Source organism: Micromonospora globbae, assembly GCF_036184225.1.
Classification (GTDB): Bacteria; Actinomycetota; Actinomycetes; order Mycobacteriales; family Micromonosporaceae; genus Micromonospora; species Micromonospora globbae.
Genome location: NZ_CP108084.1, coordinates 940472 through 953880, shown reverse-complemented (window position 1 = coordinate 953880; position 13409 = coordinate 940472). Strand labels below are relative to the sequence as shown.

Genomic DNA, 13409 nt, shown 5'->3' with positions numbered 1-13409 from the left:
CGGGGGTGCACCCTTCGGCCACCGACCCGTTGGCGGGGCTTCGGGTGGTTTCCGGCCCGGGAGCCGGGCGTGCCCGCATACCATTTGCGGGTGTCCGAGCCGATTGATCGATTCTTCGACCGTCTGCCGGCGCACGCCGCCATGGTGCTCCGGGGACCGGTCCAGGGAACCCTGCGAATCGATCTCGATGTCGACCACCGGACGGAGCACTGGCTGGTGACCATGACACCGGGAGCCGTGGCCGTCACCCGGGAGAGCGCCGAAGCCGACGCGGTGTGGAAGTGCGAGCTGGACCTGTTCGCCGACCTGGTGAGCGGGCGCTCGCAGAGCATCGCGGCGGTGCTGCGCAACGAGGCGACCGTCAGCGGCGAGGTCTCCCTGTTCCTGGCCTTCCGGCGGTTCTTTCCGGAGGCCCCGGGTGCGAGGGACCCCCGTACGGTTGGCCGTGAAGCGCTCGACGGCGAATGCGATCGACCGTGACGGATCTGATCAGCATCCTGGACGGGAACACGTTCGTCGTCTCCGACGGCCGCGGCGACATCGAGGAGTCCTTCGACTACCCGATGGGGCTGTTCTCGTTCGACACCCGCTTCCTGTCCACGTGGGTCCTCACCCTCGACGGGCAGCGGCTGGGTGCGCTGTCGGTCAACGAGGAGAACTCCTACGCCACGACGTACTTCCTCGTGGCCGGGGAGCCGAGCCATTACGTGGACGCGAAGATCTCCGTCCAGCGACAGCGGGTGATCAACGGCAGTTTCGAGGAGACCCTCAGCGTGCGCAACCACGGCACCGAGGCCGCCGAGGTCACCGTACGCGTGGAGATGGCCGCCGACTTCGCGGACCTGTTCGAGATCAAGAACGCCCAGCGGAAGCAAGGAACCGCGACGGCCGACACCAGCGGTGGCGCCCTGCGCTTCGTCTACCGTCGGGAGAAGTTCCACCGCGAGGTGATCATCACCTCCAGTGCCGAGGCGCGCGTGGACGCGCGGGGGATGACGTTCGCGATCCGCATCGAACCGCATGGCGAGTGGCAGACGCGCCTGCGGGCCAAGGCCCGGATCATCGGCGCCAACGGCCGCGACTTCCGGGAGTCCGTGCCCCTCGGCCCCGACCGGCCCGTACCGGAGATCCGTGACGAGCGGCGCCAGTTCCTGGAGTCCGCTCCGACGCTGCGGTGCGACAGCGAGGCGCTGCTGCTGGCCTACCAGAGGGGTATCCGCGACCTCGCCGCGCTGCGATACGAGTCGATCACCCTCGGCATGCGGCTCGTGGCCGCCGGCCTGCCGTGGTTCATGACGCTGTTCGGCCGGGACAGCATATTCACCTGCCTGCAGGCCCTACCGTTCCTACCGGGAGTGGTCAAGCCGACCATCGTCATGCTCGCCGGACTGCAGGGCAGCCGCCTGGACGACTTCCGCGACGAGGAGCCCGGCAAGATCCTGCACGAGCTGCGCTACGGCGAACTCGTCGGCTTCGAGGAGCAACCGCACTCCCCCTACTACGGCTCCGCCGACTCCACCCCGTTGTTCGTCGTCCTCCTCGACGAGTACGAGCGGTGGACCGGCGACGTCGACCTCGTCCGGCGGCTGGAGTTCCCGACCCGTGCGGCACTCGACTGGATCGACAACTACGGCAACATGCTCGGTACGGGATACATCTACTACAAGACCCGCAACCCGGAGACGGGACTGCTCAACCAGTGCTGGAAGGACTCGCCCGACGCCATCTCCTACCACGACGGACGCCTGCCCTGTTATCCCCTGGCCACCTGCGAACTGCAGGGCTAAGCGTACGACGCGAAGATGCGCGGGGCCCGGCTCGCCCGGGAGGTCTGGGACGACCCGGCGTACGCCGAGCGGCTCGAACGCGAGGCCGCCGAGCTGAAGCAACGGTTCAACCGTGACTTCTGGATAGCCGACCGCGAGTGCTACGCCACCGCCCTGGACCGCGACGGCGGACACGTCGACTCGCTGTCGTCCAACATGGGGCACCTGCTGTGGAGCAGGATCGTCGACGAGGCCCGCGCTCCCGCCGTCGCGCGGCATCTGCTGGGGCCGGCGCTGTTCTCCGGCTGGGGCGTGCGCACGCTCGCCACCACCGAGGGCAGGTACAACCCCATCGGGTACCACGTCGGCACCGTCTGGCCCTTCGACAACTCCATCATCGCCTGGGGGCTGGCCCGCTACGGCTTCCGCCACGAGGCGGGCCAGATCGCGGCCGGGATCATCGACGCCGCCCGTGACTTCGGCGGCCGCCTCCCGGAGGCGTTCGCCGGCTTCCCCCGCGACCAGACGAACTATCCCGTCGAGTACCCCACCGCGTGCAGTCCCCAGGCGTGGTCGGCCGGGGCTCCCCTGCTGCTCCTGAGAGTCCTGCTCGGCCTGCGACCGCACGACGGGCACCTCATCATCGATCCGCACGTGCCGGAGGGATTGGGGCGGATCGAACTCCTCGACATCCCCGGCCGCTGGGGCACGATCGACGCGCTCGGCCGCGCCCGGGACTCCGTGGAGACGGGCCGGCTCCTGTCCAGCCGCGGGCTGCCGTGAGTCGAGGCCCCGCACCGGTCGGCCGGGCCGCGCGTCCCAACTGACGGGACGCGGACCGCTGTCGTTCGGCCTCCGCGCCGCCGGCTCACCCGAGCGCGGCGCGGGCGAGGCGTTCCAGGGCCGCCGCGATGCGGTCGGCACCGATGCCGATCTCCCGCTGCCGGGCGAAGACGTCGGGCGCGAGCGGGGCCAGGAGCGGCTCGACCATCGCGTCGGGATCCGCGTGGCCCGCTTCGGCCACGAGGGCGCGGACGTGGGCTCGCCAGAACCCGTAGGCGCCGGCCTCGAACCGGGAACGGCCGACCTCGGCGCCGAGCGCCAGGTGGACGTGCCGGTCGAGCAGAGCGACCATCGCCGCGTAGAAGGCGGCCAGCCGCTCGGCCGGCGACGCACCCGGACCCAGCGGAGGTTCTCCCCGCAGGAGCGTCTCCTGGAGGTCCCGCTCGTGCGCGTCGAGCAGCGCCAGCGCGATCGACGCACGGTCCGGATACCTGCGGTACAGCGTGCCCCGGCCGACGCCCGCGGCACGCGCGATGTCGTCCATCGTCACGTGCGCGGCGCCCCTCTCGGCGTAGAGCCGGTCAGCCGCCTCGAGGATGAGCCGGCGGTTGCGGGCAGCGTCGGCACGCTCATGGTGCGGGTGCTCCACCGACTGACGCGTCACACGATCGAGCCTAGGAGCATCTGGACACGGCGTCCAGTTCTCCGTACGCTCCATAAGTGGACATCGTGTCCGGATACTTCGAGGAGGGCCAGACATGCCGAATCTGCTCCACCTGGACTCCAGCGCGCGGACCGCGTCGTTCTCACGCGACCTCGGCGCACGCTTCGCCCGTCGCTGGCGCGAGGCGTACCCGAACGGCGGCTACACCTACCGGGACCTGACGCGGGAGCCGATCCCGCCGATCGGCGAGGCGTGGACGCAGATCTGCGACACGATGCTGGCCGAACAGATCACCGACCCCGCGCGCTACCGCGAGGCGGTGCGCACGCCGGCCCAGCACCGGGCCTGGGACGTGGTGCAGCCGCTCCTCGACGAGCTGCTCGCGGCCGACGTCGTCCTGATCGGCGTGCCGATGTACAACTTCTCGGTCCCCGCGTCCCTCAAGGCATGGATCGACCAGGTGACCTTCCCCCGGATGAACCTCGCCGGAAAGCGGTTCGTCGTGGCCGGGGCGCGCGGCGGCTCGTACGTCGAGGGCGCTCCGCGGGCTCCCTACGACCACCAGGAGCGCTACCTGCGGGACTTCCTCGCCGGGCACTTCGCGGTACAGGACGTCCGGTTCGTCCACGCGGAGCTGACCAACGCGCGACTCGACCCGGGCCTCGCGCACCTGCGGGACCGGCACACGGCCTCCGTGACGGCCGCGCTGACGCGGATCGAGGCGATCGCCAGCGAGCTGGCAGCCGAGTTGGAGGCCGTGTCATGACCGGCTGGCCGCTCCTCATCCTCGCCGGCCTCGTCGAGATCGCCTGGTCGCAGAGCATCAAGCCCACCCACCACTTCACCCGGCCCGGCCCCACCGCGCTCTGCGTCGTGCTGGGCGTGTCGGCGGTGTACCTGCTCTCCCGGGCCATGGAGTCGCTTCCCGTCGGCACGGCGTACGCCGTCTTCACCGGCATCGGCGCCCTCGGGGCGATCGTGCTCGGCGTCGTCCTCTTCGACGACCCGGTGTCGCTCGGAAGGATCGGCGCGCTCGCGCTCATCCTGGCCGGCGTCGTCCTCGCACGCGTGACGACCGAGGCGTGAGGCCCCGCGCGTGACGACCGAGGCGTGAGGACCGCGGCGTGAGGACCGCGGCGTGAGGACCGGGGTGTCGGACCGGTGCCGGCGCCCAGCCCGGTGGGGCCTGGGTGTCGGACCGGCGCCGGCGCCCGCCGCACCGTCGCTCCGCGGTCCGGACGCGCCTCGGCTCGGAGGGGTCGACGGCGTCGCGTCAACCGGCGGGCGGCAGGGTCACCGTGACGACCAGGCCGCCACCGTCGCGGGGCTCGGCGCGTACGCCGCCACCGTGCGCGCGCGCCACCGCCCGCACGATGGACAGCCCCAGGCCCGCGCCGGGCGGACCGGAGGACTGCTCGGCGGAGAGCCGGCGGAACGGTTCGAACAGGCTCGGGATCTCGTAGCGGGGCACCACCGGACCGCTGTTGGCCACCCGCACCTCGACCGCCCCGTCCGGGCCGGTGCCGCTGGAAACCCGCACCCAGCCCCCCTCGGCCACGTTGTGCCGCACCCCGTTCTCCACCAGGTTCTGGACCAGCCGTTCGAGCAGCACGGGGTTCCCGGTGGTCGGCGCCTCCCCCGGTTCGGCCTTCACGGACACCGCGCCCGAGGCGACGCGCGCCACCACGTGATCCACGACGTCCGCCATGTCCACGTACGACCTCTCCGGGATCTCGCGCTCGGATCGGGCGAGGAGGAGCAGCCCCTCGATCAGCCGCTCGTGCCGCTCGTTGATGGCCAGCAGCGTCCCACCGAGCTGGGCCATCTCGGGCGACGCCGTACGCGGATCGATCATGACCTCCAGCAGCGTCCGGTTCAGCGTGAGCGGGGTGCGCAGCTCGTGCGAGGCGTTGCCGATGAACCGGCGCTGGGCGTCGAAGGCGTGGTCGAGGCGTTCCAGCATCACGTCGAACGTGTCGGCCAGCTCCTTGATCTCGTCGGCCGGGCCGGCCAGGGCGATGCGCTCGTGCAGCCCCCGGTCCGCGTCCGGGGCGGCCCCGATCCGCCGGGCCGTCTCCGTGACCCGGTGCAGCGGCTGGAGCAGACGACCGGCGATCAGCCAGCCGAAGGCGATGGCGGCGGCGCCGACCACCGCCAGCGCGATCCCGCCCTGGGTCAACAGCGCGTCCAGGGCGTCGTGCCGGGTGTCCGTGACGAACTGGGTGGACGAGGGCCCGGGGGCCTCGCCGGTCACCGGCGGGGGCCGACCGCCGGGCATCGGCGACGGCGTCGCTCCACCGACCGAACGTCCGCTCGTCGACACCGTGTTCCCCTGGGGAAGCCGCTGCGACACCAGCACGTACGTCACGCCGAGCAGCAGCAGACCGGCGAGGAGGAAGAGCCCGCCGTAGACCAGGGTGAGTCGGGCCCGGATGGTCAGCTTGGCGAGCCAGGCGGCGGTCACGGGATCCGGTACCCCACTCCCGGGTCGGTCAGCACCACCGGCGGCTCGCCGAGCTTGCGCCGCAGCTTGAGGATGGTCATCCGCACGGCGTGGCTGAACGGGTCGGCGTGCTCGTCCCAGGCCTTCTCCATCAGGTGCTCCTGGGAGACCGCGGCGCCGTCGGCGCGCAGCAGCTCGGCGAGGACGGCGAACTCCTTGCGGGACAGCGGGACGTAGCGGCCGTCCCGGTACACCTCGCGCCGGTGCGGGTCGAGGCGTATCCCGCCGCGTTCGAGGATGGGTGGCGCGGCCGCCCGCGAGCGCCGGCCGAGCGCGGCCACCCGGGCTGCGAGCTCCCGGTAGGCGAACGGTTTGGGCAGGTAGTCGTCCGCGCCGAGGGCGAGCCCGGCGACCCGGTCGTCGATCTCGGCGGCGGCCGTCAGCATCAGCACCCGTACGGAGGTGTCGCGGGCGGCGAGCGCCCGGCAGACGTCGTCGCCGTGCACGACGGGGATGCCGCGGTCGAGCACGAGGACGTCGTAGTCGTGCACGTCGAGCCGTTCGAGCGCCGCCGCGCCGTCGTGGACGACGTCGACGGCGTGGGCCTCCCGCCGCAGGCCCTGCGCCACCGTGTCGGCGAGCAGCGGTTCGTCCTCGACCACCAGGATGCGCATGGGTCCATGGTGACCCGCCCCCGCGTCACCTCCGCGTCAACACTTTCGCTGACGGCCGGGAAAACCCCGTTTCGCTGTACTTCGTCGCAGGGCCGACGCCCGCTCGGCCCGGACGGAGATGGAGACCATGCGTATCAGAACCCTGCTCGCCGTCGGCGGCCTGCTCGTGACGCTGGCGGTGGCCGGCTGTGGTGAGGCCGAGGCCGGCGGCGGAGTGGCCACGGCCGGCGGCACACCGACCGCCGAGGTCAGCGGCGCCGCGGCGTCCGGCGCGGACCAGGATCGGGAGAACTTCGTGCGGTTCTCCCAGTGCATGCGGGAGAACGGCGTCCCGGAGTACCCCGACCCGAAGTTCAACCAGAACGGCGGCGTCAACCTCAGCCTGCCCGAGGGGGTGAGCAGGGAGAAGGTCGCCGCGGCGGAACAGCGGTGCAAGCGGTACATGCCCAACGGGGGTGAGCCGACCAAGGCCGATCCCGAGGTCGTGGAACAGCTGCGGGCCTTCTCGAAGTGCATGCGGGAGAACGGGGTGCCGAACTTTCCCGACCCGACCGACGCCGGCCTGCAGGTCAGCAACGACGCGCTCGGGATGCAGCCGGACGACCCGCGGCTGACCGCGGCCCAGGAGAAGTGCAAGAGGTACCGGCCGAACCCGAAGGACGGCGCGCCGGCCGGCGGGCTGACCACGGAGAACAAGGAATGAGAGGGTTCGCCCGACGCGGGACCCGTCGGCTGGCGGTCGTGGTGGCGGCGGCGCTCGCCGTCGGCACCACGGCCGTGGCGGCCACCGGGTCCGGCCTGGATTTCGGCAGGAAGCGCACGGGGTCGGCCGCCGGAGGGTCCCGGCCGCTGGAGACCGCTACGGTGACCCGGCAGACGCTGGTCGAGCGCAAGACCGTGGACGGCACCCTGGGCTACGGGGACGCGACCGTCCTCGCCGACCGGGTCGGCGGCACCCTGACGGCCCTCCCGCCGGTCGGGCAGACCGTCGCGCGCGGGCAGGCGCTCTTCCGCGTCGACGACAAGCCGACCGTGCTGCTCTACGGCCGCCTTCCGGCGTACCGGGACCTGGCGCCGGGGACCGAGGGGCCGGACGTCCGGCAGTTCGAGGAGAACCTGCGGAAACTGGGGTACACGGGGTTCACCGTCGACGACGAGTACACCACCGCGACGGCGACGGCCGTCGAACGCTGGCAGGAGGACCTCGGCCTGCCGGGGACCGGCTCGGTGGAACTGGGCCGCGTCGCGTACGCGGACGGCACGGTGCGGGTGGCCAGCCACGAGGCGACCGTCGGCACCCTCCTCAAGCCCAGCGAGCCCGTGCTGTCGCACACCGGCACGACCCGGGTGGTGACCGTCGACCTCGAGGTGACCGACCGGAGCATGGCCCGGACCGGGGCCGCGGTGACCTGCACCCTGCCCAGCGGCACGGCGACCCCCGGCAAGGTCATCAGCACCGAGACGGTGGTCGTACCGGCGGACGGCAAGGACCAGGAGTCCGAGACCCGACTCCGGGTGACCGTCGGCGTCACCGACGCCAAGGCCCTGGCCGGGCTCGACGAGGCGACCGTGCCGGTCGCGTTCACCGCCTCCCAGCGTGAGAACGTGCTGGCCGTGCCGGTGGCCGCGCTGCTCGCCCTGGCCGAGGGCGGGTACGGCCTCCAGGTGGTGGAGAACGACGCCGTCCGGGTCGTGCCGGTCGAGACGGGACTGTTCGCCGAGGGCCGCGTCGAGGTCTCGGGCGCCGGCGTGGCGGAGGGCACGACCGTGGGGATGCCGTCGTGACCGCGGTCGTGGAGCTGGCCGGGGTGACCAGGACGTACCCGGGCGGAGTGACGGCGGTACGCGAGGTCAGCCTCGCCGTCGGGTACGGCGAGATGGTCGCCGTGGTGGGCCCGTCCGGCTCGGGCAAGTCCACGATGCTGCACCTGATCGGCACGCTGGACCGCCCGTCGTCCGGAACGGTGCGCGTCGACGGGTACGACGTGGCGACGCTGAGCGACCGCCAGTTGTCCGCGCTGCGGGCCCACCGGATCGGGTTCGTGTTCCAGCAGTTCCACCTCGCGCCGGCGGCGACCGCACTGGACAACGTCGCGGACGGGCTGCTCTACACCGGCGTGCCCCTGCGGGAGCGGCGGCGCCGGGCGGCGGCGGCGCTCGTCCGGGTGGGGCTGGGCGACCGGCTGGACCACCGGCCGCACGAACTCTCCGGCGGCGAGCGACAGCGGGTGGCCATCGCCCGTGCCGTGGCCGGCAACCCGGCGCTGCTGCTCGCCGACGAACCGACCGGCAACCTCGACTCCGCCGCGGGGGCGGGTGTGATGGCGCTGCTGCGGGAGCTGAACGCGGCCGGCACGACCGTCCTGGTCATCACCCATGACCAGGAGATCGCCGCCGCCCTGCCCCGGCGGGTGGTCATGCGCGACGGGGAGGTGACGAGGTGATCGGACCGGCACCCGGTGATCCGCGCCGGTCGCTCTCCCCCGCGGCACTGCGACCCGCCGACGTGCTCCGGGTCGGCAGCGCGGGACTGCGGACGAGGCCGCTGCGGGCGTTCCTCTCCGCGCTGGGCATCGCGATCGGCATCGCGGCCATGGTGGCCGTGGTCGGCATCTCGTCGTCGAGCCGTGTCGAACTGGACCGCCAGCTCGACGCGCTCGGCACGAACCTGCTCACGGTGGCGCCGGGAAACTCGCTCAGCGGCGACACCGCCACGCTGCCCACCGAGTCGGTCGCGATGATCGCCCGCATCGAACCGGTACGCCAGGTCGCCGCGACCGGAACCGTCCCCGACGCCGGCGTCTACCGCAACGACCGGATCCCACGGATGCAGACCGGCGGCCTGGCGGTGCTGGCCGCGCAGCTGAACCTGCTGGAGACGGTGGGCGCCACGCTGGCCGACGGCGCCTGGCTCAACGCGGCGACCGAGCGGTACCCGGTGGTGGTGCTGGGGTCCGCGGCCGCCCGCCAGCTCGGTGTCCCGGAGGTGAACCCGGACGTCCAGGTCCACCTCGACGGGCAGTGGTTCACGGTGGTCGGCATCCTCGACCCGGTGCCGCTCGCCCCGGAGCTGGACTCGGCCGCCCTGGTCGGCTGGCCCGCCGCGCAGCGGCAGCTCGGCTTCGACGGTCACCCGACCACCGTCTACACCCGGTCCCGTGACGCGGACGTCGAGGCGGTACGTGGCGTCCTGGCGGCGACGGCCAACCCGGAGTCACCGAACGAGGTGACGGTGTCCCGGCCCTCGGACGCGTTGGCCGCCCGGCGGGCGGCCGACCAGGCGTTCACCGGTCTGCTGCTCGGCCTCGGCGCGGTGGCTCTGCTGGTGGGCGGGGTCGGGGTGGCCAACACCATGGTCATCTCGGTGCTGGAGCGCCGCGCCGAGATCGGACTGCGCCGTTCCCTCGGCGCGACCCGGGGGCAGGTCCGGCTCCAGTTCCTCGCCGAGTCCCTGCTGCTCAGCGCCATCGGCGGTGCCGGTGGGGTGCTGATCGGTGTCGCGGTGACCGCCGGATACGCCAGCTCCCGGTCCTGGCCGGCGGTCGTGCCGGCCTGGGCGTCCGTGGGCGGGGTGGGGGCGACGCTGCTCATCGGAGGCATCGCCGGCCTGTACCCGGCTGTCCGTGCCGCCCGGCTGGCACCCACCGAGGCGCTCGCCGCGTCCTAGCGGCCGGGGCAGGTGACCCGCGAATGCGCCAGACGTGAGTCCTCCCGACGCGGCGCCCTCCGGGCGGGGGCGGGGCGGCGGGCCCCGTCTCCGCCCGGGGCGGCACCTGGGCCGCTCCGGGCGGCACCGCGGCCCGATCCGGGCGGCCGGTCCGGGCGGCACCCGGGCCGGTCAGTGTCCGCCGACGGCGTACGGTCAGCCCGCCCGCTGCAGCCCGAGGGCCTGGGCGAGACCCGCCCGCCCCCGCAGCCCGAGCTTCACGTACGCCCGCTGGAGGTGGTTCTCCACGGTCCGCACCGACAGCACCAGCTCGGCGGCGATCGCCGCGTTGTCGTGCCCCGTCGCCGCCAGCTCGCAGATCTGCCGCTCCCGCGGGGTGAGATCGTCCCGGCCGACCGGGCGCGGCCTCAGCGGCGGCCAGTAGCCCCCGCACCGCTTGTGCAGCAGGTCGGCCCTGCGGGCCAGCAGGTTCGCCCGGCGGTGGTCGCCGCGACAGCCGTACGCCGCCTCCCCGGCGACCATCGCCTCCAACGCGAGAGCCAGGTATCCGCTGGCCTCCAACTCGGTGCCGATCCGTTCGAGCGCGGAAGGGTCGTCGGCGGCGAGCGCGTGGGCGTAGTCGGCCCAGAGCGTGAACAGCGGGCTGTCGCATCCGGCCGCGACCTGCGCCAACCGCTCGGCGGTGCCGGTGGTGGGCTCCAGGCGGGAGAGCAGGTGCAGGCACTCCACCGTGATCGTGGTGGCCTGGTCGGCCCGGCCGGGCAGCTCGCGCAGCGTGCCGACGGCCGTGGCGAGTTGGCCGTCGGCGGCCGCCAGCCAGGCGGCCGTCAGCTCGGCGTCGGCGGCCACCAGGCCCCTGAGCTGCCCGTCGCCGGCGCCGGCGTGGTCGTCGAGCAGCTGTTGCAGCAGCCGCCGGCTCTCGGCGAGTTCACCGAGCTGCGCCGCCACGTACGCGTTGGCGGACAGCACGTAGGCCCGGACGGGGAACAGGGTGCGGTCGCCGGCGAGCGTGCGGGCCTCGTGCAGCCAGCGCATCGACCGGTGCATCTGACCGGCGTGGTAGGCGCACTTGCCACGGGCGAAGGCGAGCAGCCCCACCGCGTCGGCGGCGCCCCGCTCCACCGCGTCCCGGTAGTAGCGTTCCGCCAGCTGTTCGGCCTCGGGCAGCCGGCCCGACATGAGCAGGGACTGCACGTGGCAGGCCTGCGTGGCGGCCCGCATCGTCGCCCAGGTGTCGGGGATCTCGACCTCACCGCTGTCGAACATCCGGGCCGCCCGGCCCGGCTGCCCGTCGAACAGCAGCAGGTAGGGGTGCAGGGCCGTGACGGCGGTCGCCAGCAGCGGATCGCGCGGCGGATCCACTGCCAGGCGCGCCAGGGACTCACGGGCGCCGCCGCTGTCGCCGCTGAACGCGCCGATCCCCGCCTGCGCGGCCAGCAACCCGGGGTGCGCCTCGGCGGCCAGGTCGCGGTGGCTGGCGTCGATCACCTCGCGGGCCTGGTCCGGCCGGCGGCCGCCCCAGAAGAGGTTCAGCGCCCGCAGCGCCGCCGCCTCCGCGCGGTCCCTCGGATCGGTCAGGTCCGCGGCCGCCCGGGCCAGGTGCGCGTCCGCGTCGTCGCTGCGGCCCTGCGCGACCAGCGCCCGCGCCACCTGCCAGTCGCCGCGCGCGGAGTCGACGCGGCGGCCCAGCCGCTCGGCGAGGACCGGGTCGTGCCGGCGCAGCGCGTACTCGGAGGCAGTGAGCAGGTCGTCCGCGGCGACCGGGAGATCCGCCTCGCAGCGCCAGGCCACGACCCGGGCCAGGTCGCCCTCGCCGCCGCCGTCGACCGCCGCCAGCGCCTCGGCCAGGTTCCGGCGCAGGCGGCGGGCACGCAACGCGCCGGTGCGGTTGCGCACCACCTCCGCGTACAGCGGGTGGCCGGTCTGCACCAGCACGTCCGCGCCGTGCTGCACCAGCCGGATCAGGCCCCGCTCCTCCAACTGCTCGGCGGTGCGCGGTGGGACCATCCGCTCGATCAGGGCCAGCGGTGCCGGCTCGGCGTGGGCGACGTACTGCAACGCCTCGGCCTCGTCGGGGTCGAGGGTGCCGAGGGTCTGCTCGATCAGCTCGGCGAGGTGGGTGGGGCACAGCGACTCGGCGGGCCACGTCCACATGCCGTCGCGGCGGACCAGCCCGCCCTCGCGCAGCCCGCACCGCAGCGCCTCCCGCAGGAACAGCGGGTTTCCCTGGCTGATCCGCCACAGCGCGCCGAGGGTGAGGCCGTCGACCGGGCCACCCAGCGCCTCCCGTACGACGAGCGCGGTCTCGTCGGGATCCAGCGGCGGCACGTGCACCCGGTCCACCGAGCGGGACCGCCGCAGCGCGGCCACCGGCGCGGCGTCCAGGGCGTCGGTGCGTACGGTGGCGACCACCTGGACGGTGCCGCCGACGACGAGCCGTTCGAGCAGGGCTCCGGAGGCGTCGTCGAGCCAGTTGAGGTCGTCGACGCCGATGACCACGCCGCGGCCCGCCGCGACGTCGCGCAGCCGCCGCTCGACGTCCCGGAACACGTCGGCCACGTTCGCGTCGGACGGCTGGGGCAGGCGGCTCGCGAGCACCCCGAACGGCACGTCCCGCCAGCCGGGTGTGGCGGTGACCCGCAGGACGACACGCTGCCGCCGCAGGGCGTGGTCGAGCACCTCGTCGAGCAGTGAGCTCTTGCCGACCCCGGGATCCCCGGTGAGCAGGACGCCCGAACCGGACGCCGTGTCGAGCGCGGCGACCGTCTGCTCCCGCTCACGCGCGCGGCCGACGAACGGCCACCCGCCGTTGCCGTCCACGAGACATCCCGGCGCAGCCACTGGACCCCCTCAACCCCGGGCCGGACCACCCCGGGGCCCGGTCGCCAATCTCGTCCTCGATCCGCTCGGCCGACCGGATCAGGACGTGCGGCGGCCTGAGTGTGACTCCGGCCCACCTTCACACATCGCACGCGGTGGGGCCGTCGCCTTCCGGACACGCCCGCACACGGAACGCTCCGGCCCGCCGGATTGGTTGTCACCGGCGCGACAGGACCGGGCCGGACTGAGGTAGCGGCTACTCATGTGCCGGCGGCCCGCGGCGCGGAGGCTGGTCCTGCAAGCGACCGCCGGGCAGGCCGGACGGTCGTCGTGAAAGGAGAACCGCATGTCCATCACCGACATCGTCAACGGCTGGAAGGACGAGTACCGGCGCGCCGCCGCCCCGGAGGCCGCCGAGGCCCACCCGGTGGGCGTGGTGGAGCTGGACCGCGACCAGCTGGAGACGGTCGCCGGCGGCGCCGCCGCCACCACCGGTCACACCACGGCCTGCTGCCACTGCGTCTGCTGAGTCCGCACGAGCCGACCCGACCACGGGTCCCAGGGGGGTCCGGGCCACGGCCCGGGCCCCACC

12 protein-coding genes and 1 pseudogene are annotated in these 13409 nt (G+C 73.6%); 9 read left to right on the top strand and 4 right to left on the bottom strand.

The annotated features are described in order from the left end of the window. Window positions 1–90: 90 nt before the first annotated feature. Together OG994_RS04265 and OG994_RS04260 are read left to right on the top strand one after the other, a co-directional pair. Window positions 91–480: an SCP2 sterol-binding domain-containing protein gene (locus OG994_RS04265; RefSeq protein ID WP_120326705.1), complete on the top strand. Its 390-nt coding sequence runs from the start codon at window positions 91–93 to the stop codon at window positions 478–480. After that, window positions 465–2549 (top strand): annotated as a pseudogene (locus tag OG994_RS04260) (amylo-alpha-1,6-glucosidase). The gene OG994_RS04265 and the pseudogene OG994_RS04260 overlap by 16 nt, the downstream one beginning before the upstream one ends. Window positions 2550–2634: 85 nt before the next feature. Here OG994_RS04260 and OG994_RS04255 read toward each other — a convergent pair. Beyond that, window positions 2635–3213: a TetR/AcrR family transcriptional regulator gene (locus OG994_RS04255; protein WP_240032744.1), complete on the bottom strand. Its 579-nt coding sequence runs from the start codon at window positions 3211–3213 to the stop codon at window positions 2635–2637. Between the two features lie 94 nt (window positions 3214–3307). Between OG994_RS04255 and OG994_RS04250 the strand changes: the two genes are divergently transcribed. Together OG994_RS04250 and OG994_RS04245 are read left to right on the top strand one after the other, a co-directional pair. Next, complete coding sequence (locus tag OG994_RS04250; RefSeq protein WP_328852250.1) at window positions 3308–3979, top strand: FMN-dependent NADH-azoreductase; 672 nt, start codon at window positions 3308–3310, stop codon at window positions 3977–3979. Then, window positions 3976–4299 (top strand): DMT family transporter, encoded by a 324-nt coding sequence (locus OG994_RS04245; protein ID WP_120326548.1) that lies wholly within the window; start codon window positions 3976–3978, stop codon window positions 4297–4299. Before OG994_RS04250 ends, OG994_RS04245 begins: the two co-directional genes overlap by 4 nt. A gap of 187 nt (window positions 4300–4486) precedes the next feature. Here the strand turns inward: OG994_RS04245 and OG994_RS04240 are convergent, their stop codons facing one another. Continuing rightward, complete coding sequence (locus OG994_RS04240) at window positions 4487–5677, bottom strand: sensor histidine kinase (RefSeq protein WP_328852249.1); 1191 nt, start codon at window positions 5675–5677, stop codon at window positions 4487–4489. After that, window positions 5674–6330, bottom strand: a complete 657-nt coding sequence (locus OG994_RS04235) for a response regulator transcription factor (RefSeq protein WP_328852248.1) — start codon at window positions 6328–6330, stop codon at window positions 5674–5676. Before OG994_RS04235 ends, OG994_RS04240 begins: the two co-directional genes overlap by 4 nt. 127 nt (window positions 6331–6457) lie before the next feature. On the opposite strand from OG994_RS04235, the gene OG994_RS04230 reads away from it, so the two are divergent. Genes OG994_RS04230 through OG994_RS04215 form a run of 4 tightly spaced genes read left to right on the top strand, consistent with a single transcriptional unit; the run spans window position 6458 to window position 9997 of the window. Further along, window positions 6458–7033 carry a hypothetical protein gene (locus tag OG994_RS04230; protein WP_147427220.1) on the top strand — a complete coding sequence of 192 codons (576 nt, stop codon included), beginning with the start codon at window positions 6458–6460 and terminating at the stop codon, window positions 7031–7033. After that, a complete protein-coding gene (locus tag OG994_RS04225) occupies window positions 7030–8115 on the top strand; it encodes an efflux RND transporter periplasmic adaptor subunit (RefSeq protein WP_328852247.1) in 1086 nt (361 codons plus the stop codon). Before OG994_RS04230 ends, OG994_RS04225 begins: the two co-directional genes overlap by 4 nt. Beyond that, complete coding sequence (locus OG994_RS04220; RefSeq protein ID WP_328852246.1) at window positions 8112–8774, top strand: ABC transporter ATP-binding protein; 663 nt, start codon at window positions 8112–8114, stop codon at window positions 8772–8774. Before OG994_RS04225 ends, OG994_RS04220 begins: the two co-directional genes overlap by 4 nt. Further along, window positions 8774–9997 carry an ABC transporter permease gene (locus tag OG994_RS04215; RefSeq protein ID WP_328853661.1) on the top strand — a complete coding sequence of 408 codons (1224 nt, stop codon included), beginning with the start codon at window positions 8774–8776 and terminating at the stop codon, window positions 9995–9997. The genes OG994_RS04220 and OG994_RS04215 overlap by 1 nt, the downstream gene beginning before the upstream one ends. A gap of 195 nt (window positions 9998–10192) precedes the next feature. Here OG994_RS04215 and OG994_RS04210 read toward each other — a convergent pair whose 3' ends face one another. Further along, the gene (locus OG994_RS04210) at window positions 10193–12817 is read right to left on the bottom strand and encodes an AAA family ATPase (RefSeq protein ID WP_328852245.1); all 2625 of its coding nucleotides are present in this window, start codon (window positions 12815–12817) and stop codon (window positions 10193–10195) included. A 346-nt stretch (window positions 12818–13163) separates the two neighbouring features. Between OG994_RS04210 and OG994_RS04205 the strand changes: the two genes are divergently transcribed. After that, window positions 13164–13346: a mersacidin/lichenicidin family type 2 lantibiotic gene (locus OG994_RS04205; RefSeq protein ID WP_120326555.1), complete on the top strand. Its 183-nt coding sequence runs from the start codon at window positions 13164–13166 to the stop codon at window positions 13344–13346. The last annotated feature ends 63 nt before the right edge of the window (window positions 13347–13409 follow it).